Origin of the sequence: Castellaniella sp., assembly GCF_041677825.1 — a bacterium.
GTDB lineage: Bacteria > Pseudomonadota > Gammaproteobacteria > Burkholderiales > Burkholderiaceae_B > Castellaniella.
This window is the reverse complement of the sequence record NZ_JBAYPG010000026.1, coordinates 23,475-43,086: the sequence shown is the minus strand read 5'-3', so window position 1 is coordinate 43,086 and position 19,612 is coordinate 23,475. Positions and strand designations below refer to the sequence as shown.

The 19,612-nt window shown below is 65.1% G+C and carries 20 protein-coding genes; 17 read left to right on the top strand and 3 right to left on the bottom strand.

The genetic code is table 11. The features are described 5' to 3' along the window. Window positions 1–4 precede the first annotated feature (4 nt). The 16 genes from mlaE to WCY17_RS11215 all read left to right on the top strand — a co-directional run bounded on the left by mlaE (window position 5) and on the right by WCY17_RS11215 (window position 14,423). Window positions 5–793: a lipid asymmetry maintenance ABC transporter permease subunit MlaE gene (mlaE, locus tag WCY17_RS11290; RefSeq protein ID WP_372702302.1), complete on the top strand. Its 789-nt coding sequence runs from the start codon at window positions 5–7 to the stop codon at window positions 791–793. An 87-nt stretch (window positions 794–880) separates the two neighbouring features. After that, entirely contained in the window at window positions 881–1,345 is a 465-nt protein-coding gene (gene mlaD / locus WCY17_RS11285; protein ID WP_372702290.1) for an outer membrane lipid asymmetry maintenance protein MlaD, read from the top strand. Window positions 1,346–1,610: 265 nt separating this feature from the next. Further along, on the top strand, window positions 1,611–2,411 hold the full coding sequence (locus WCY17_RS11280; RefSeq protein WP_372702301.1) for a VacJ family lipoprotein: 801 nt from the start codon (window positions 1,611–1,613) through the stop codon (window positions 2,409–2,411). Between the two features lie 59 nt (window positions 2,412–2,470). Then, the gene (locus WCY17_RS11275) at window positions 2,471–3,112 is read left to right on the top strand and encodes a phospholipid-binding protein MlaC (protein ID WP_372702289.1); all 642 of its coding nucleotides are present in this window, start codon (window positions 2,471–2,473) and stop codon (window positions 3,110–3,112) included. 96 nt (window positions 3,113–3,208) lie between these two features. Next, complete coding sequence (locus WCY17_RS11270; RefSeq protein ID WP_372702288.1) at window positions 3,209–4,000, top strand: ABC transporter ATP-binding protein; 792 nt, start codon at window positions 3,209–3,211, stop codon at window positions 3,998–4,000. Further along, a complete protein-coding gene (locus tag WCY17_RS11265; RefSeq protein ID WP_372702300.1) occupies window positions 4,000–4,788 on the top strand; it encodes an ABC transporter permease in 789 nt (262 codons plus the stop codon). The genes WCY17_RS11270 and WCY17_RS11265 overlap by 1 nt, the downstream gene beginning before the upstream one ends. 3 nt (window positions 4,789–4,791) lie before the next feature. Further along, the gene (locus tag WCY17_RS11260; protein WP_372702287.1) at window positions 4,792–5,037 is read left to right on the top strand and encodes a BolA family protein; all 246 of its coding nucleotides are present in this window, start codon (window positions 4,792–4,794) and stop codon (window positions 5,035–5,037) included. Window positions 5,038–5,067: 30 nt separating this feature from the next. Beyond that, a complete protein-coding gene (murA, locus tag WCY17_RS11255; protein ID WP_372702286.1) occupies window positions 5,068–6,318 on the top strand; it encodes a UDP-N-acetylglucosamine 1-carboxyvinyltransferase in 1,251 nt (416 codons plus the stop codon). A 122-nt stretch (window positions 6,319–6,440) separates the two neighbouring features. Then, window positions 6,441–7,121: an ATP phosphoribosyltransferase gene (gene hisG, locus WCY17_RS11250; RefSeq protein ID WP_372702299.1), complete on the top strand. Its 681-nt coding sequence runs from the start codon at window positions 6,441–6,443 to the stop codon at window positions 7,119–7,121. A 99-nt stretch (window positions 7,122–7,220) separates the two neighbouring features. Then, window positions 7,221–8,243: a carbon-nitrogen hydrolase family protein gene (locus WCY17_RS11245; protein WP_372702285.1), complete on the top strand. Its 1,023-nt coding sequence runs from the start codon at window positions 7,221–7,223 to the stop codon at window positions 8,241–8,243. Window positions 8,244–8,411: 168 nt separating this feature from the next. Beyond that, on the top strand, window positions 8,412–9,701 hold the full coding sequence (locus WCY17_RS11240) for an ABC transporter substrate-binding protein (RefSeq protein WP_372702284.1): 1,290 nt from the start codon (window positions 8,412–8,414) through the stop codon (window positions 9,699–9,701). Between the two features lie 207 nt (window positions 9,702–9,908). Continuing rightward, the gene (locus WCY17_RS11235; RefSeq protein WP_372702283.1) at window positions 9,909–10,808 is read left to right on the top strand and encodes a branched-chain amino acid ABC transporter permease; all 900 of its coding nucleotides are present in this window, start codon (window positions 9,909–9,911) and stop codon (window positions 10,806–10,808) included. 20 nt (window positions 10,809–10,828) lie between these two features. Next, a complete protein-coding gene (locus WCY17_RS11230; RefSeq protein ID WP_372702282.1) occupies window positions 10,829–11,770 on the top strand; it encodes a branched-chain amino acid ABC transporter permease in 942 nt (313 codons plus the stop codon). 83 nt (window positions 11,771–11,853) lie between these two features. Beyond that, window positions 11,854–12,612 carry an ABC transporter ATP-binding protein gene (locus WCY17_RS11225; RefSeq protein ID WP_372702281.1) on the top strand — a complete coding sequence of 253 codons (759 nt, stop codon included), beginning with the start codon at window positions 11,854–11,856 and terminating at the stop codon, window positions 12,610–12,612. A 6-nt stretch (window positions 12,613–12,618) separates the two neighbouring features. Next, on the top strand, window positions 12,619–13,344 hold the full coding sequence (locus WCY17_RS11220) for an ABC transporter ATP-binding protein (protein ID WP_372702280.1): 726 nt from the start codon (window positions 12,619–12,621) through the stop codon (window positions 13,342–13,344). An 89-nt stretch (window positions 13,345–13,433) separates the two neighbouring features. Further along, a complete protein-coding gene (locus WCY17_RS11215; protein WP_372702279.1) occupies window positions 13,434–14,423 on the top strand; it encodes an NAD(P)H-dependent flavin oxidoreductase in 990 nt (329 codons plus the stop codon). On the opposite strand, the gene dctP is transcribed toward WCY17_RS11215, so the two are convergent. The 3 genes from dctP to WCY17_RS11200 all read right to left on the bottom strand — a co-directional run bounded on the left by dctP (window position 14,404) and on the right by WCY17_RS11200 (window position 17,377). Next, on the bottom strand, window positions 14,404–15,498 hold the full coding sequence (gene dctP / locus WCY17_RS11210) for a TRAP transporter substrate-binding protein DctP (protein ID WP_372702278.1): 1,095 nt from the start codon (window positions 15,496–15,498) through the stop codon (window positions 14,404–14,406). The genes WCY17_RS11215 and dctP overlap by 20 nt on opposite strands. Before the next feature lie 69 nt (window positions 15,499–15,567). Further along, on the bottom strand, window positions 15,568–16,890 hold the full coding sequence (locus WCY17_RS11205; RefSeq protein WP_372702277.1) for a TRAP transporter large permease subunit: 1,323 nt from the start codon (window positions 16,888–16,890) through the stop codon (window positions 15,568–15,570). Then, complete coding sequence (locus tag WCY17_RS11200; protein WP_372702276.1) at window positions 16,880–17,377, bottom strand: TRAP transporter small permease subunit; 498 nt, start codon at window positions 17,375–17,377, stop codon at window positions 16,880–16,882. The genes WCY17_RS11205 and WCY17_RS11200 overlap by 11 nt, the downstream gene beginning before the upstream one ends. Before the next feature lie 135 nt (window positions 17,378–17,512). On the opposite strand from WCY17_RS11200, the gene WCY17_RS11195 reads away from it, so the two are divergent. Continuing rightward, complete coding sequence (locus WCY17_RS11195) at window positions 17,513–19,162, top strand: AMP-binding protein (RefSeq protein WP_372702275.1); 1,650 nt, start codon at window positions 17,513–17,515, stop codon at window positions 19,160–19,162. The last annotated feature ends 450 nt before the right edge of the window (window positions 19,163–19,612 follow it).

Sequence of the window (19,612 nt, the reverse complement as noted above, 5' to 3'; positions counted from 1 at the left end):
TGTCATGCAGGCGGGCGTGCGCCAGGTCCGGGCCCTGGGCCGCTGGCTCATCGAGCTCATCATGGGCCTGGGCGCGTTTGCGCGGCTGTTTGCCCAGATTCTGGCGCGCAGCGGCGTGGTGCTGCGCCGGCCGCGCCTGACGGCGCAGCAGATCCATTTCATCGGCAATCATTCGCTGCTCATCATCGGCGTCTCGGGCCTGTTCGTGGGCTTCGTGCTGGGGCTGCAGGGGTATTACACGCTGAACCGCTACGGCTCCGAAGAAGCGCTGGGCCTGCTGGTCACGCTGTCGCTCACGCGCGAACTGGGGCCCGTGGTCACGGCGCTGCTGTTTGCGGGCCGTGCCGGCACCTCGCTCACGGCCGAAATCGGCCTGATGAAGGCGGGCGAGCAGCTCGCGGCGATGGAGGTCATGGCCGTGGATCCGATCCGCCGGGTGCTCACCCCGCGTTTCTGGGGCGGTGTCATCGCCATGCCCATACTCGCGGCGGTCTTCTCCATGGTGGGGGTGCTGGGCGGCTGGTTCGTGGGCGTGATCCTGATCGGCATCGACCCGGGCGCGTTCTGGTCGCAGATGCAAAGCGGGGTCGACGTGGTCGATGATGTGCTGAACGGGGTGATCAAGAGCGTGGTGTTTGGCGCCGTGGTCACGCTGATCGCGCTCTACCAGGGCTGGACGACGCGCGCCACGCCAGAAGGCGTCTCGCGCGCCACCACCCGCACGGTGGTCGATGGCGCCCTGGCGGTGCTGGGGCTTGATTTTCTGATGACTGCACTGATGTTCGCCCAATGATCCGCCCGCCCTCATCCGCCTGCACCCTATTCTGGCCTGCTGCATGGCCGGCACCATGCACAATGATCCACAACGGAAGCAACGCTCATGACTCGTGATAAAACCGATTTTCTGGTCGGCCTGTTCATCCTGCTGGGTCTGCTGGCCCTGGTGTTCCTGGCGCTGCGCGCCGGCAACATGAGCTCGTTCACCTTTGCATCCACCTACAAGGTACAGGCATACTTCGACAACGTGGGCGGCCTGAAGGTGCGGGCCCCCATCAAGAGCAGTGGCGTGGTGGTGGGCCGGGTGTCGTCCATCGGCTTCGACAACCAGCGCTTCCAGGCGCTGGTCAGCATGGATCTCGAATCGGCGTACGAGTTCCCGGCCGACAGTTCGGTGGCCATCCTGACGTCGGGCCTGCTGGGCGAGCAGTACATCGGGCTTACGCCGGGGGGCGATGACAAGAATCTGGCCAATGGCAGCACGATAGGGTTCACGCAGTCGGCCGTGGTCCTGGAAGACCTGATCAGCAAGTTCCTGTACAGTTCGGCCGAAGGCGCGGGCAAATAAGCCGCCACAGCCGGAAAACAAGCACCATACAATGAACAACAAGATGATGACTCCTGTTTCTGCAGCCTCCGTCCATCATGGCCGGAACGCCGATGGCCGGAACGTCGGCCGTGGCAAGAACGCCTGCCATGGCAAAAATGCTTGCCATGGCCAAAGTGCCTGCCGTGACCAAAGTGCCGGCCGTGGCAAAGATACCTGCCGCGCCGAACACGCCGGCCCCGCCAGGCGGGGGCCATCATCGGCAGCGCCGGCCGGGCTGCCCGGGCTGCGCCCGCGGCGCGGGCTGCGCACGGCGCTGGCGCTGGCCAGCGTGGTGGTGCTCACGGCCTGCGCGCACGTCCCCAATCCGCCGCCCGAAGACCCCTACGAGTCGTTCAACCGGGGCATGTTCCAGTTCAACGAAACGGTCGACCGCTACACGCTCAAGCCCATTGCCACGGGCTACAACGCCGTGGTGCCCGGCCCGGTGCGCACCTGCATCCACAACATCTTCGGCAACGTGGGGGATGTCTGGTCGGGGGTGAACAGTTTCCTGCAGGGCCGCGGGCGCGATTTCGTCGACACCTTCGGGCGGGTGCTGTTCAACAGCACGGTCGGCCTGGGCGGCTGCATCGACGTGGCGTCGATGAACGGGGCGCGCAAGGTCCCCAATGACTTCGGCATGACGCTGGGCGTCTGGGGCTTCAATTCCGGCCCGTACCTGGTGCTGCCGTTCCTGGGCGCCAGTTCCGTGCGCGACGGCACGGGTACCCTGGTCACGCTGGCGGCGCCGGGCACGATCACCTCGGCCGTGTTCGCCATCAATGACGTGCCGGTGCGCAATTCGCTCATCGGCCTGTACCTGGTGGATGCGCGGGCCAGCCTGCTCGAAGATGAAAAACTGGTCGACCAGATCGCCCTCGACAAGTACAGCTTCATCCGCGATGCCTACCTGCAGCGGCGCAAGGCCATGCTCGACAGCCGCCGGGCGGGCGAGCACGCCTCCACGGCCGAAGCGCTGGGTGCCGCAGGTGACGATTATCTGCCGGTCTATGAAGACCCGGATCTGCTGCCCCCCGAAGAATGAACCACAAGGCGCGCCTCGCGAGATCGCCGGGCCGGGCCTTTTGCCAACCAGAAAATGCCATGACACGTTTCAAGAATCTTTTCCGCCGCCTGTTCGCACTGTGTTTCCTGGGCGGGGCCCTGGCCCTGACGGGCCCGGGCCTGGCCAGCGGCACCGAAGCGGTGGACCCGCACGCCGAACCCAACGTCTTTCTGGGCGCCGTGGCCAACAACATGCTGGCGGCGGTCAAGGCCGACCCGAAGGCACTGGCGGGCGATACCACGGCCATCACGGCCCTGGTGCGCGAATACGCGCTGCCGTATGTCGACATGGAGCGCATGACGCGCCTGGCGGCCGGCCGGTACTGGCGCGAGGCCAGCGCTGCCCAGAAGGCCGGCCTGGTGGATGCGTTCACGGGTACGCTGATCCGCACGTACAGCGGGGCGTTCACCAAAGTCACGTCCGGCACCACGATCTCGCTGCTGCCGTTTCGCGGCGACGCCAAGGCCGATGATGCGGTGGTGCGCACGACGATCTCGCAATCGAATGCGCCAGCGATCGGGGTAGACTACCGCATGGCCCGCACGGACGCGGGCTGGAAGCTGTATGACCTGAACGTCGAAGGGATCTGGCTGATCCAGAATTACCGCAACCAGTTTGCCGACGAAATCAACCGCAGCGGGGTGGATGGCCTGATCGAGGCGCTGAAAAAACGCAATTGATGCAGGCCGGGCGCGGGCACTCGCTAGTGGAAATCCCTGACACGATATAATGGCAGATGGTGCTGCACCTCATCCGCCGCCCCCCCCCATACATCCATGCCCGCCTTATACCTGCACGACGTCTCCAAGACTTACGCCCCGCCACCGCGCTCGTGGGCCGACCGCCTGCGCGGCCGCGCACCCGGCCCGGGCTTCCAGGCCCTGCACCACGTGAATCTCACCGTCGAAGAGGGCGAGTTCTTTGGTCTGCTGGGGCCCAACGGCGCCGGCAAGACCACCATCATCTCGATTCTCGCCGGGCTGGCGCATGCCACCAGCGGCGAGGCCCGCGTGTGCGGCTACGATGTGGTGCACGATTTCAGGCGTGCGCGCCAGTCGCTGGGCGTGGTGCCCCAGGAAATCGTCTACGACCCGTTCTTCACCGTACGCGAAACGCTGCGCCTGCAGTCGGGCTACTTCGGGTTGCGCCGCAACGATGACTGGATCGACGAAGTGCTCGACAATCTCGGCCTGCTCGACAAGGCCGACACCAACATGCGCGCGCTCTCGGGCGGCATGAAGCGGCGCGTGCTGGTGGCCCAGGCGCTGGTGCACCGCCCGCCGGTGATCATCCTCGACGAACCCACGGCCGGGGTGGATGTGGACCTGCGCCGCAATCTCTGGGAATTCATCACGCGGCTCAACCACGCCGGGCACACGATCCTGCTGACCACGCATTACCTCGAAGAGGCCGAAGCGCTGTGCGGGCGGGTGGCCATGCTCAAGCACGGCCATGTGGTGGCGCTCGACACCACCCGGGCGCTGATGGCGCGCTGGGGCGGGTCGGATCTGGAAGACGCGTTCGTGCGCATCATGCACGATGACTCCGTACTCGAGGCCGAACTGTGATCCGTCCCCTGTCTCAAGCGCGCCCGGTGCTGGGCTCGGGCTTTCCCACGCTGCTGCACAAAGAGCTGATGCGCTTCTGGAAGGTGGGGCTGCAGACCATCGCGGCGCCGGTGGTCACCGCCCTGCTGTACCTGTTGATCTTTTCGCACGTGCTGGAAGACAGCGTGCAGGTCTATGACGCCATTCCGTACACGGCCTTCCTGATCCCCGGGCTGATGATGATGAGCATGCTGCAGAACAGTTTTGCGAATCCATCCTCGTCCCTCATCCAGAGCCGGATCACGGGCAACCTGATTTTCGTGCTGCTGCCGCCCTTCTCGCACCGGCAGATCTTCGCGGCCTACCTGATGGCCTCGGTGGTGCGCGGCCTGGCCGTGGGGGCGTGCATCTGGGTGGTGGCGCTGTTCTTCGTGGCGCTGCCCGTGCAGGCGCCGCTGTGGATGCTGGTGTTCGCGGTGCTGTCGTGCTGGATCCTGGGCACGCTGGGGCTGGTCGCCGGGCTGTGGTCCGAAAAATTCGACCAGCTGGCCGCGTTCCAGAACTTTCTGATCGTGCCCGCCACGTTTCTTTCGGGCGTATTCTATTCCATCTACAGCCTGCCGCCGTTCTGGCAGACCGTGTCGCGTTTCAACCCGGTGTTCTACATGATCGACGGGTTTCGCTACGGCTTTTTTGCCGTGTCCGATGTCTCGCCCTGGCGCGGCCTGGCCATCGTGCTGGCCGTGGCCGTGCTGCTGAGCCTGTTTGCCCTGCGCCTGCTGGCCCGGGGCTACAAATTGCGGAGCTGACCCATGCAGCCTACTCCCGAACAAGTCCGCCAGTACATTGCCGACCACCTGGACTGCACCCACCTCGAGGTGCGCGGTGACGGTGCCCATTTCGAAGCCGTGATCGTCAGCCCCCTGTTCGAGGGCAAGCGCACGCTGGCGCGTCATCAGGTGGTCTACACGGCGCTGGGCGAGCGCATGCGCGAAGAAATCCACGCGCTGTCGATGCGCACGCTGACCCCGGCGGAATACGAAGCCGAGCGCCCATGAGGCCGGCTGGCTGCCCACCCGGAAGGCCGCATGGATAAGCTGCTGATCTGCGGCGGGCGGCCGCTGCAGGGCGAGGTGTCGATCTCCGGCGCCAAGAATGCGGCGCTGCCCATCCTGTGCGCGGCGCTGCTCACGGCCGAGCCGCTGGTGCTCGACAACGTGCCGGCGCTGCGCGACGTGGACACCATGCTCACGCTGCTGCAGCGCCTGGGGGTGCAGGCGCAGCGTGAAGGCTCACAGGTGCATCTGCAGGCCGATGCGCTCACGGGCCACGAGGCCCCCTACGAACTGGTCAAGACCATGCGCGCCTCGATCCTGGTGCTGGGGCCATTGCTGGCGCGCACCGGGCAGGCGCGCGTCAGCCTGCCCGGCGGCTGCGCGATCGGCCAGCGGCCGGTGGACCAGCACATCCGCGGCCTGCAGGCCATGGGCGCGCAGGTGCGCATCGAGCACGGCTATGTGGTGGCCCACGCGGGGCGGCTGCAGGGCGCGGACATCGTGACCGACATGGTCACGGTGACGGGCACCGAGAACCTGCTGATGGCAGCCACGCTGGCCGAAGGGCGCACGGTGATCGAGAACGCCGCCTGCGAGCCCGAAATCACCGACCTGGCGCGCCTGCTGATTGCCATGGGCGCGCGCATCGAAGGCCACGGCACGGACCGCATCGTGGTGCAGGGGGTAGCGCAGTTGCACGGCGCCCGGCACCGCATCGTGGCCGATCGCATCGAGACCGGCACCTTTCTGTGCGCCGTGGCCGCCACCGGGGGCGATATCACGCTGCGCGACGCCGCGCCCGAGACACTGGGCGCGGTGCTCGACAAACTGCGCGATGCCGGGCTCGAGATCACGACGGGGCCCGACTGGATCCGCGCGCGCATGCGCGGGCGCCCGCGGGCCACGGGCTTTCGCACCAGCGAATACCCGGGTTTCCCGACCGACATGCAGGCCCAGCTCATGGCACTCGATACGCTGGCCGAGGGCACTGCGGTGATCACCGAGAACATCTTCGAGAACCGCTACATGCATGTGCAGGAACTCTGCCGCCTGGGTGCCGAGATCGAGATCGACGGGCATACGGCAGTGGTCACGGGCGTGGCCGAACTGCTGGGTGCCACGGTGATGGCAACCGACCTGCGCGCTTCCGCCAGCCTGGTGATTGCCGGCCTGGCCGCACGCGGGCAGACCACCATCGAGCGCATCTACCATCTGGACCGCGGCTACCAGTGCATGGAGCACAAGCTGCAGGCGCTGGGCGCAGACATCCGGAGGCTGTCTTGAATACTCATCCCGACACGGCTTCACAGGCCGACCCAGGCGCTGGCCCCGGCCCCGGCGCTGACTCGGGCGCGGGCGCACAGGCGGGCCTGCGCCCTGGCCCCGTTGCAGGGGCGCAAGTGGGCCTGTCGCCAAATGCAGGGAACGCCACACCGCTGACGCTGGCGCTGTCCAAGGGCCGCATCTTCGACGAAACCCTGCCGCTGCTGGCGGCCGCCGGGGTGGGCGTGCCCGAGAAACCCGAATCCTCGCGCAAGCTGATCCTGCCCACCGACAGCCCGGCACTGCGCCTGCTGATCGTGCGCGCCTCCGATGTGCCCACCTACGTGCAGTACGGCGCGGCGGATTTCGGCATCGCCGGGCACGATGTGCTCTACGAGCACGTGGCCGAGCACCCCGGCGGGCTGTACCAGCCGATCGACCTGAACATCGCCCGGTGCCGCCTGTGCGTAGCCACGCCCGAGGGCTTCGATTACCAGGCCGCGGTGCGCCAGGGCTCGCGCCTGCGTATCGCAACCAAATATGTGCGCTCGGCACGCGAGCACTTCGCCGGCAAGGGCGTGCACGTGGACATCATCAAGCTGTATGGGTCGATGGAACTTGCGCCGCTGGTAGGGCTGGCCGATGCCATCGTGGACCTGGTGTCCTCGGGCAATACGCTGCGCGCCAACCGTCTGGTCGAGGTCGAGGAGATCCGCCCGGTGTCCTCACGCCTGATCATCAACCAGGCCGCGCTGAAGATGCGCGGCGCAGCGCTGCAGCCGTACCTGGATGCGTTTGCGCGGGCGTCGGCGCAGCTGGGCTGAGCGGTACCCAATGAGCGGTGCCCGGCCATGTTCAGCCACGCCACTCATCTGATAACATGCTCCAAGGATTCTATACACCCAGGTTGATGGAGAAACCACATGGCTGAAACCTACAAGGCCGCGGCAGTACTGGCATCCCCGTACATGTTCGATCTGAACAGAACGGTGGAAAAATGCTGCAGCATGGTCGACGAAGCCGCTGCCAAAGGGGCACGGCTGATTGCATTTCCAGAAACATTCCTGCCCCTGTACCCGTGGTGGATCTGGATGGCCGTCAACAACGTCGAACGCGGGCACTTGTACAAGCGGCTCTACGAGCAGTCGGTCGAACTCGATGGCCTGGCCATGCAGCGCCTGTGCCAGAAGGCAAAAGAAAAGAACGTGTTCATCGTGATCGGTATCAACGAAAAGGATCACGGCACGGTCTACAACTCGCAGGCCTTCATCAACGAGCAAGGTGAACTCATCAGTTGCCGCCGCAAGCTCATCCCCACGGGCGAAGAGCGCACCCTCTGGGGGCGCGGCGACGGCAGCGACCTGGTGGTGCACGAGACCTCGCTGGGGCGCATCGGCGGGCTGATCTGCTACGAAAACATCATGCCCCTGGCGCGCTATACGCTGTACAGCAAGCACGAGCAGGTGCACATCGCCAACTGGCCCGGCAACAACCTGAAAAGCCAGCCGCGCGACCGCACTGCGGTCATCAAGACCACATCGCGCTTTGCAGCCATCGAAGGGCAAATGTTCGTGATCGCCTCGTCTTCGTGCATTGGCGCAGAAGAGGTCGAGTTCTACAAGAAGCTCGACCCGGGCCTGGGCGCGAAGCTGGCCGTGGGCGGCGGTGTGGCGGCCATCTACTCGCCCTTTGGCGAAGTCCTGGCCTGCATCGAAGACCAGGAAGGCATTGCTTATGCCGACATCGATCTGGGCCAGATTCCCGACGCCAAGCACCTGATCGACACGGTGGGCCACTACGCCCGGCCCGATGTCAACCGGGTGCTGTTCGATGGCGGGGTGCGCAAGATGCCGGTGGTACTCATTCATCGCGAGGCTCCGGCGCCAGCCCAGGACAAGGCCCCCGAAGACGACGCGGCGGGCAGCAGCGCGGCCGGCACACCCTGAAGTCGAAGTACGCCAGGCGGTGCGGCGCCATACCGCCGGGATGCAGTGATTCATGCCCCGGGCCGGCAGCCTGGCCGGGGGCACCCGGAAGCCACAGGGTGGGTCCACCCAGGGGCTTCATGCAGAACATAATGTGATGGCCGTACATGGCCAATTGGGAGACACCACATGAAGCACTTTGCACTCAAGGCCGCTGCAGCCGCACTGGCCGTTCCCCTGTCGTTCGGTCTGGGGCTGGGTTCGGCCCAGGCCAACGAACCCCTGCGCATCGGCGTCACCACGTTCCTGTCCGGGCCAGGGGCCGTGTTCGGCGTGCCGGCCAAGGATGCCGCCGACCTGCTGGTTGAAGAAATCAACAAGAAGGGTGGCATCAAGGGCGCGCCCGTCGAGCTCATCTATCTGGACGAAGCCAAGGGCATCGACGACGTGGTCGCCCAGTACAAGCAACTGGCCACGGCCGGCAAGGTCGATCTGATGATCGCCGGGCTGTCCAGCTCCACCTGCCTGGCCCTGGCCCCGGTCATCGAAGATTTCGAGATGCCCGCCATTCTGTGGGATTGCGGCACGCACCGCATCTTCGAGGAAAACGATTTCGACTACATCTACCGAACGGGTGATTTCACGCCGCCCAACAACGTGTCCATCGCACTGTACACGCTCAAGCACAACCCGGACATCAAGACGATCGCCGGCATCAACCCCGATTACGCATTCGGGCGCGACAACTGGGAATCCTTCAAGACGGCAATGGAAGCGCTCGATCCCGACATCGAGGTGGTGGCCGAGCTCTTTCCCAAGCTGGGCTCTTCCGACTATTCCAGCGAAATCTCGCGGCTCTCGGCGCTGCGCCCCGACATCGTGTTTTCCACCCTCTGGGGGGGCGACATGAACACGTTCATCAAGCAGGCCGCATCCCGTTCACTGTTCAACAACAGCACGCTGGTATCGTCCAATGGCGAATCAGCCCTGCAGGAACTCGGTGATGCCTTCCCCGAAGGCGCGATCATCGGTGCACGCGGCGACAGCTGGTTCCTGGGGCCACGTACGGCGAACAACCCCGAACATACCAAGTTCGTGGAAGACTTCAAGGCCAAGACGGGGCACTATCCGATTTTCCCGGCCTATCACATGGCCCAGTCGGTCACGGCCCTCGAGCAGGCGCTCGACAAGGGCTGGGATGGCACCCCTGAAAATCTCAAGAAGGGCTTCCTCGCAGGCATGGATGGCCTGGTGCTGGACAACTTCACGGGCCAGCTGGCGATACGGCCCGACCACCAGGCGATCGAAGACCAGATCATCGGCGTCACGGTCAAGTCGCCCGATTACAGCTTCCCGATCCTCGAACAGATGACATATATCCCGGCCGAACTCATCACGCCGCCGGTGGGTACCACCACGGCCGAGTGGGCCAAGACGCTGTCGCCCAAGCTGCTCGATGAAGTCACCATCGCGAAGTAAGGTCGTATGCTGCACCGGGGCACGCCGTGCCCCGGTGTGCCGTATTCCGGTGCATGACGCCCCGGCGCACGGCATGCGCAGCCGGGGGGCCGCACCGGTACAGGCTGTCGGCGCCGAACGCCGAGCAGGCGCCGGGGTGTGGCGCCCGCTACCCGGTGTGGGGCCGTGGTCGCTGGTATTCGTCATGTTTTCCGCTACAGGACCATCGTGAACCAGATCGCCTTGTTGTCGCTGCTCGACGGGATCGCCATGTCTTCGGTGCTGTTCCTGCTGGCGGTCGGCCTGAGCCTGATCTTCGGGGTGATGCGCATCCTGAATATCGCCCATGGCGGGTTCTATGCCATCGGGGCCTATGGCGCCTCGCTGCTCGGGCAGTATCTGATCGGCCCGTCGGGTAGCTGGCTGAATTTCATCGTGCTGCTGCTGGTGGCCGTGGTGGCCGGCATCATCCTGGGCTGGATCGTCGAGCGGCTGGTGCTGGCCCGAATGTACGGCAAAGAGCACGTGCTGCAGATCCTGAGCACGTTCGCGGTGTTCATGATCCTCGAAGACGGCCAGAAGCTGCTGTTCGGAGTGCGGCCCTACTTCTATGATGCGCCGCTGGTACTGATGGGCACCATCGATGTCGCCGGCATCTTCTACACGCGCTACCAGCTGGTTTTCCTGCCGCTGGTGGCACTGCTGGTGCTGGCGAGCCTGATGCTGTTCTTCAGGCGTACGCAAACAGGGAAAATCATCGAGGCGGTGATCGAAGACACCGAGATCTCGTCCACGCTGGGCATCAATACCCGGAAGATCTATACCTACACCTTCATTCTGGGTACGTTTCTGGCCTGCCTGGCCGGCGCGCTGGCTTCGCCCTCGACCTCGATCGTGCCCGGCATAGGCGCCGAGGTGATCGTGCTGTCGTTTGCCATTGTGGCCACGGCTGGCCTGGGCAATTTCTTCGGCACGGCACTCACCTCGCTGATCATCGGTCTGGCGTATTCCGCCAGTGTGTACATGTACAGTGAATTCACCAATGTGATCCCCTATCTGGTCATGGCCCTGATCCTCATCGTCAAGCCCTATGGGCTGTTCGGCAAGAAAGAACTGGCACGGCTGTGAACAATGGCGCTCGATGAATCATGAAGCTCAACTCCGAAAACCTCGCCCTGCTGCTGGTGATCGCCGTGCTGGCGCTGGTGCCGCTGTTCGACATCTCGCTGCGCGCCATCCTGCTGCTGGCGGTGAGCATGGCGTTCCCGGCGCTGGGGCTGGGCCTGCTGCTGCGCTCGGGCCAGGTGTCCTTTGGCCATGCCCTGTATTACGCGATTGGCGCCTACACGGTCGCGGTGGCCCAGAAGCAGCATGTCACCGACGTGTTCCTCACCCTGGTGCTGGCGCTCGCCGCGAGCATGGTGCTGGGGCTGATCCTGGGATCCATTCTGTCCAGATACCGCGGGATCTTCTACGGCATGCTGAACCTGGCCTTTTCCATGGTGGGCTTCACGCTGCTGCTCAAGCTCTACGACATCACCGGTGGCAGCGATGGCAAGGGGATTCTGCGGCCCACGTTCCTGGGCCACAAGTTCAGCAACCCGGACACCGCCTGGGCCATCTATTATCTGGCCGTGGTGGTTCTGGTGCTGGGCATCCTGTTTCTTGAGAAATACATGCGTTCGGCACCCGGCTCGGCGCTGGGGGCGATCCGTACCAACGAAACGCGCCTCGAATACCTGGGTCGTTCCGCCCGCCAGGTGTTTCTGGCCGGGCATGTGATCTCGGCCGGGTTTGCGGGGGTGGGCGGCATGATCATCGCCTACAGCACCAGCCACGTCACGCCCGAGCTCGCCTACTGGACGCTCTCGGCCGAATTCCTGATCGTGGCCATCTTCGGCGGGGCCGGCAGCTTCACGGCGATCAGCATAGGGGCGCTGGCCTTCGTGCTGCTGCGCAACCTGATCAGCAGCTACGTGGTCGATGCCTGGCAACTGATCCTGGGCATCATCCTGCTGGGTATCATCATGTACATGCCTGACGGCCTGTGGACGCTGTTTCGCAGGAAGCCGGGCGCCCGATCCCCCTAGCCCCGCCGAGCGCCCCGGCCGCCGGCACCGACCGGGTTCCCGACCCGCATGCACCCCATCACCGATCGTCGCCCTTGTCTGCCATGACCACCACATCCGACACCACCGCAACCGTTCTGCTCGAAGCGTCCCACATCTCGGTGCGCTTCGGCGGGGTCACGGCGGCCGACGACATCAACCTGACGGTGCGCCAGGGCGAGGTGCTGGGGGTGATCGGCTCGAACGGCTCGGGCAAGAGCACGTTCCTGAACCTGTGCACCGGCTATATTCGCCCGGCCGCCGGCGCCATCCGTTTCCGGGGCCAGCCGATCACCCACTTGTCGCCGCGCGCCATCACGCGTCTGGGCATTGCCCGCGCGTTCCAGCATCCGCAGCTGTTTCTCGACAAGACAGTGCTCGAGAGCATCGTGCTCGGGGTGGCCTGCCGCAACCGCTTCTGGAGCCTGCGCACGGTGTTCCAGCCTGATTACCGCCGCAAGGCCGATACGATCGTGGATACTTTCGGGCTGGGCGACTACGCGAACATAGTCAACAGCGAACTGCCCGAAGGGGTGAAGAAACTGTCGGATATCGCCCTGGCGATGGCGCTGGAGCCCAGCCTGCTGCTGCTCGATGAACCCACCAGCAGCGTGAGTTCGGCCAACAAGTTCGTCATCATGGACACGCTGATGCCGATCCTGCGCGACAGCGGGGTTACCGCCATCATCGTCGAACACGACATGGAGATCGTCGAGCGCTACATGGACCGGGTCGTGGCCTGGGACAGCGGGCAGATCATTGCCGAGGGCGCGTTTGCCGACATCATGCACAACGAAGACGTGCGCCAGAGGGTGACAGGATAAGCCGCCATGACCCGTTTATCGTTCGAGGCCGTCGATGTCGCCATCCATACCAGCCAGATCCTGCGCCATATCGACATGACGCTGCAGGCAGCGGAAACCGTGGCTCTGATCGGCCGCAACGGCGCGGGCAAGACCACGCTGCTGCGCACCATCATGGGGCTCACCCAGGTCACCGCGGGCCAGGTGAGCTTCGATGGTCAGCCCATGCATCAGCTGCCGGTTCATGCCCGGGCGGGCCTGGGCATTGGCTATGTCCCCGAAGATCGCCGCCTGATCGGCAAGTTCACGGTCATGGACAACATCCGCCTGGGGGCCTGGGCGAACCAGATGCGCACGACCGATTTCGAGCAGACCTTCGCGCGTATCTGCCAGTCACTGCCGGACATCCCGAACCTGACGCAGCGCATCGCCGGTGAACTCTCGGGTGGCCAGCAGAAAATGGTGGCCCTGGCACGGGCGCTGGTCTGCGGCACGCGCCTGCTGCTGCTCGACGAGCCCTTCCAGGGCCTGGCCCCGGCGGTGGCCAAGCGCTACGCGGAAAGCCTGACCGGCCTGCGCACCCGGTACCCGGACCTGACCATCCTGATCGCCGAATCCAACCCGAGCCTGCTGGTCGAGATGGCGGATCGTGCCTACGTGATCGAACGCGGCGAGGTCAGCGTGGCGCCGCTGCAGGCCGCCGTCGCCACGCCTGGGGCCAGGGGCCCCGGTACAGGCCTCGTGGGCGCCTGACAGCGGCGCTGAACCCGGCACGCCAATGACCCCGGGCTGCAGCACGCGGCGTATGATGATGGGGTCACCCATTCTGATGCGGAGCCATCATGCCCAAGCTCGAGACCCGACTGACCCGAACCTTCAATCTTCAGTATCCGATTCTTTCCGCACCCATGGCGTTTGCCGCCGGGGGCCGGCTCGCGGCGGCAGTGAGCCGCAAGGGCGGGCTGGGCATCATAGGCGGGGGCTACGGTGATCCGGCCTGGCTCGAAGAGCAGTTCGCCCTGGCGCAAGGGGTGCCGGTAGGTGTGGGCTTCATCACGTGGTCCCTGCGCAAGTCGCCGTCCATGCTGACCGACGTGCTCAAGCATCGGCCGGTGGCGGTGATGCTGTCCTTCGGCGACCCGCGGCCCTTCGTGGACGAGATCCGCGCAGCCGGCGCCCGCATCATCTGCCAGTGCCAGAACATGGGGCACATCATGGATGCGGCCGACATCGGCGCGGATGTGATCGTGGCCCAGGGCAGCGAGGCCGGCGGGCACGGCGCGGTGCGCGGCACGATGACGCTGGTGCCCGAGGCCGCCGACTATATCCGCGCGACCGCGCCCGACAGCATTCTGGTGGCAGCCGGCGGCATTGCCGACGGCCGCGGCCTGGCGGCCGCGCTGATGCTGGGGGCCGAAGGCGTGCTCATGGGCACGCGCTTCTGGGCCTCGTCCGACTCGCTGGTGCACGACGGGCACCGCGCGGCGCTGCTCGAGGCCGATGGCGATGGCACGATCCGCACGCAGGTGGCCGACATCGCACGCCAGATCGCCTGGCCGATCGAGTTCACGGCGCGCATCAGGCAGAATGCCTTCACGCGCCGCTGGCACGGCCACGAAGACGCGCTGCGCAAAGAGGCCGCCACCGTGGGGCCGATCTACCGCAAGGGGTTTGCCGAGGGCGACGCAGAGCAGACCGGGGTGTTCTTTGGCGAAGCCGCCGGCCTGATCCACTCGATCGAATCGGTCGACACGCTGATCGAGCAGATCAACCAGCAGGCCCTGGATTGCCTCGCAGGGCCTGCCACCCGGCTTACTTCAGACAGGCCTTGAGCTTGTCGAGGTCGGGGCCATCGGGCGAGCGCCCGAGGTTGAAGGGCGCCGAGGCCTCGCGCCAGCCCTTGTAATCGGCCAGGTACTGCACCTGGCTGGTATACACCTTGGCCGCCAGCGGGCCGCTGCAGGCGACTTCGACCATGACTTCGTTCGAGATGTTCTGGATGGTGGCCAGGGATTCGTCATCCATGCGGTTGATCTCGATGCCGGCGTCGGCGAACGTCTGGTAGCCGTCGATGGCGCGCTTCTCGGTGTACGACATGGACCACAGCAGATTGGCGTCGGCGGCGATCTTCAGCTTGGCCTGGGTCTCGGGCGAGAGCTTGTCCCAGGCCTCTTTGTTGATCATGACCCCGAACATGGATGAAGACTGGTGCCAGCCGGGCGTGGCCCAGTATTTGGTGACCTGGTGCAGGCCAGCGGACACGTCGACGTTGGGGGTGGAGAATTCGGCCCCGTCGATGACGCCGCGTTCGAGGGCCTGGTAGAGTTCCTGGCCGGCCATGGAGACCTGGTTGCCGCCCAGGCGCTCGAGCACCTTGCCCTGCTCGAGGCCGGACAGGCGCAGCCGCTTGCCTTTCAGGTCGTCGAGATTGCGCACGGGCTGGAGCGTGCGGAAGCCGGATTCGTTGTTGGTCACCCCGTACGGCAGGTAGACCATGCCGTATTTGCCATAGACCTCGTTGAAGAGTTCGTCACCGCCCCATTCCTTGATCCAGTTGATGTAGTCAACCGCATTGAACAGGCTGGTGTGCGTACCCAGCGGCGAGAAGGCCGGGTCGCGCCCGGCCCAGTAGCCGGGCCAGTCGCCCGCGGCCTGGATGGTGCCGGACTCGACCGCGCCGAACACTTCGCCCGACGGCACCAGCGAACCGCCCTCGAAGAAGTCGATCTTCAGTTCGTCGCCAGCGAGCTGGTTGGCCAGGTCGACCCAGTGCTTGTCGAGTTGCATCAGTTCGAGCGACGATGGCCAGGTGCTGGTCATGGTCCAGGTCTGTTTCTGGGCCACCGCCGGGGTCGCGAACACGGCGGACACCACCAGTGTGGACAGTATGCTTGCAGACAATTTCATTGCCAGTCTCCTTGGAAAGCAGTCGCGTTCGGATAGGGTGCGACACACCCGCTTTGAAACCGGCACGGGCTATTTGACGTACAGCCTGTCGGGCAGCCAGGTCGCCAGTTCCGGGAAAAACGCCAGGACAAGACTCATGAAGATGATGATGAGGATGAAGGGCACCACGCCCACGATGATGTCGGCCATGCGCACCTCGGGCGGTGCGATGGCGCGCATGTAGAACAAGGCGTAGCCGAAGGGCGGCGTGAGAAACGAGGTCTGCAGCACCACGGCCATGAGGATGATGAACCACAGCATGCTGATGCCGAGTTCCTGGATCAGGGGCAGGAAAATGGGAAACGACAGCAGCACGATCCCGGTCCAGTCGAGGAAGCAGCCGAGCACGAAGATAATGAGCATCATCACCGTGAGCAGCATCCAGGGCGCCATATCGAGCCCGCGCATGAGCGACTGCACGGCCGACAGGCCCCCGGTGATATTGAACACGCCGGTGAATGCCGTGGCCCCGACGACGATGAACAGGATCATGGCCGAGGTGCGCCCGGTTTCGTAGACCGCGCCAAAGAAGGTCTTCCAGCGGAACTTGCCGCGCACGATGACGATCAGCAGCGCGAGCAACACGCCCACGGCCGAGGCCTCGGTGGCCGTGGCGATACCGGCCAGCATGGTGCCCAGCACCCCCAGGATGAGCAGCAGCGGTGGTGCGGCCTCGACCAGCAGCATGACATACAGGGCCTTGTTGCTGATGCGCTCGTCCAGTTGCACGGCAGGCGCCATGTCCGGGCGAAAGCGCGCGAGCAGCAGCACATACAGGGCATACATGAGGCCCAGCATGACGCCGGGGATCAGGGCGCCGGCAAACAGCTCGCCCACCGAGAGCGGTGAGTAGCTGGCCATGAGGATGAGCATGATCGAGGGCGGGATGAGGATGCCCAGACAGCCCGAGGCGGCGATGACCCCGGCGGTCAGCCGCTTGTCGTAGCCATAGCGCAGCATGGGCCGCATGGCCATCACGCCGGTGACGGTGATCGAGGCGCCAATGATGCCGGTGGTGGCGGCGAGCAGGATGGAAATCAGCACCACGGCCAGCGCCAGGCCGCCGCGCACGCGCGCCATCAGCAGGCGCAGGGCCTCGAACATCTTGTCGGTCACGTCGGAATCCGACAGGAAGCGCGCCATGAGGATGAACAGCGGGATGGCGATGAGGGTGAAGTTGTCGAGCACTTCGCCGAAGATGCGGTTGACGACGATGCCCAGCACCATGGGCTTGCCGGCGATGAAGGCGCCCAGCACGGCGGTGCCGCCCAGCACGAAGGCCAGCGGATGGCCCATGAACAGGCCGACCACTAGCAGGCCGGCCATGATGAGCGCAAGATATTCAGGCGACATGGTCGGCAGCCTTGGAGGTGAGCAGCTTGATGAATTCTGCGATGCCCTGCAGCAGGAGCAGCAGCGCGGCGAGCGCCATGGCGATCTTCAGGGGATAGACCGGCAGCTGGACCGAGCCGTAGGTGAGTTCGCCCTGCGTCCAGGAGCGCAGGGCGAACTCGTAGCTTTTGCTGAAGAAGACCCAGGCAAAGGGAAAGAAGAAGATCGGATAGCCGAGGATCTCGACCCAGCGACGCACCGCCGGCGACATTTTCTCGATGAGCAGGTCGACGCGCACGTGCGCCTTGTGGCGCAGCGCGTAGCCGCCCAGCATGATGAAATAGAAGCCGTAGAGCTGCTTGGTGACATCAAAGCCCCAGCGCGTCGGTGCATGAAACACGTAGCGCATGATCACGTCGAAGATGATGAGCACGGCGAACACGACGGCCACGAAGGACACCAGCCGGCCCACCACTTCGTTGGTCTGGTCGATCAGACGGACAAGCATAGGTGCCCCCCTTATGCAGTATCATTTATATGCATTTTGAATCGAATGATACCGTTACAATCGAAGAATGATGCGTGAATTCAGCAACTTTGCGGGAAAACCCCTGTAACAGGGCGCCCGACCGGGAGGCCGGACATGCTGCAGATTCAGGAAGACTGGACCGTAGACCGGGCGGTGCGGGCAGCAGCCGCGCGCTATGCCGATGCGCCGCTGCTGGTCGTGCCCGCACACCCGCAACGCAGCTATCACCCGCAGGGCTGCACGCTGACGTTCGCGCAGGCGGCCGGGCGCATGCTGGCACTGGCGGCACGCTACGAAGATGCGGGCTACGGCTTTCCCCATCGCATCGGGCTGTTCCTGGCCAACCGGCCCGAGCACATCGAGCACAAGCTGGCGATGAACAGCCTCGGCATCTGCTGCGTGCCCATCAACCCCGACTACCGGGCCAACGAACTGGTCTACCTGGTCGAGCACTCGCAGCTGGATCTGATCCTCACGCACGATGACAGCCTGGGTTTCGTGCGCCAGTGCCTGGCCGAAAGCCGCCACCAGCCGCCGGTCATCACGCTGGCGCAGTTCGAGCAGGCCCTGCCCCCGGCCCGCCGGGCACGCGAAGCCACCCGCGCCACGCACGACACCCCGGCCAGCATCCTGTACACCTCGGGCACCACGGGCCGCCCCAAGGGCTGCGTGCTGTCGCACCGCTACGAACTGGCCTCGGGCGACTGGTACGCGCGCCAGCGGGGGCTGGTCAGCATCCGCCCGGGCCTGGAACGCCTGTACAACCCGCTGCCGCTGTTTCACGTGAACGCCTCGATCCTGTCGTTCTACTGCATGCTGCTGACGGGCAACTGCCAGATCCAGCCCGAACGCTTCCAGGTATCGCGCTGGTGGCAGGATGTACGCGATTGCCGGGCCACCATCGTGCACTATCTGGGGGTGATCATCCCCATGCTGCTCAAGCAGCCCGAAAGCGCGCTCGATCGGCAGCATTCGGTGCGCCTGGGCTACGGCGCCGGGGTCGAGCCCCAGCTGCATGCGGTATTCGAGGAACGCTTCGGTTTTCCGCTGGTCGAGATCTGGGGCATGACCGAGATGGTGCGTACGCTCAGCGATCACCACGCGCCACGCAAGCGCGGCACGCGGGCCTTCGGGCGCGCAATGCCCGGCCTGGAAGTGCAGGTGGTGGATGCCGAAGACCGTCCGGTGGCCGACGGCACGCCAGGCGAGATGGTGATCCGCTATTCTGCGGCCACGCCGCGCAAGGATTTTTTCTCGTGCTACCTGGACAACCCGCAGGCCACCGAACAGGCCTGGCGCAACGGCTGGTTCCACACGGGCGACGTGGTCACGCGGGATCCAGATGGCATGCTGCATTTCCTGGACCGCGACAAGAACATCATCCGGCGCGCGGGCGAGAACATCGCCGCCGCCGAGGTCGAGGCCCTGCTCCTGCTGCACCCCCGGGTGCAGCAGGTGGCGGTGCTGGCCGTAGCCGACGAAATCCGCGAAGCCGAGGTCCTGGCCTGCGTGGTGCTCAAGCCGGATGCAGGCCCGCCACCGGATACGCCAGCCGAGCGCGAACGCCTGGCCCGCGAGCTGTTCGATTTCTGCCACCGCCAGCTGGCCTATTACAAGGCGCCCGGCTGGTGGTGGTTCACCGATCAGATCCCGACCACGGGCACCCAGAAGATCCAGAAACACCGCATCTTCCCGCCTGGCAGCGACCCGCGCGGCCAGCCGGGCATGGTAGACCTGCGCGCGCTGAAGAAGCGCGCGGGCTGAAGAAGCGCGCGGGCTGATCGAAAGCCCCGCAAACCCCGTTCTTCACGAGGGGCAGATGCCAACCCGGGGCGATTGCACGCGGGCCTGGCGGCGCGCCGGTGATTGCATACGGGCTCGGCCGTCCGCCGGCATTACCGCGCCCGCAGCCCGACGCCAGCGGCCTGCTGCGCAACGTGCCGCAGGTGGCGCTGCAGATCCGGGGCCAGCCCAGCCGTTCTGAATGTCCGGACGCCAGGCCTCAGCGCTTAATTCAGGGCCAAACAAGAAATTTAATACGGACAATTCAGTGAGACTTCGCCGTCGAATCTCTTTTGCCGCACAGCGTGCATATCGCAATCGGCTGGGTCCAAGCAGGCACCATCGATACGGACCATAAACCAAAAATTGAGAGTCGACGTGATGGAATCCGGAGGCACTGCCAGCATGAAGGGCGCGTGATCCGATGCAGAT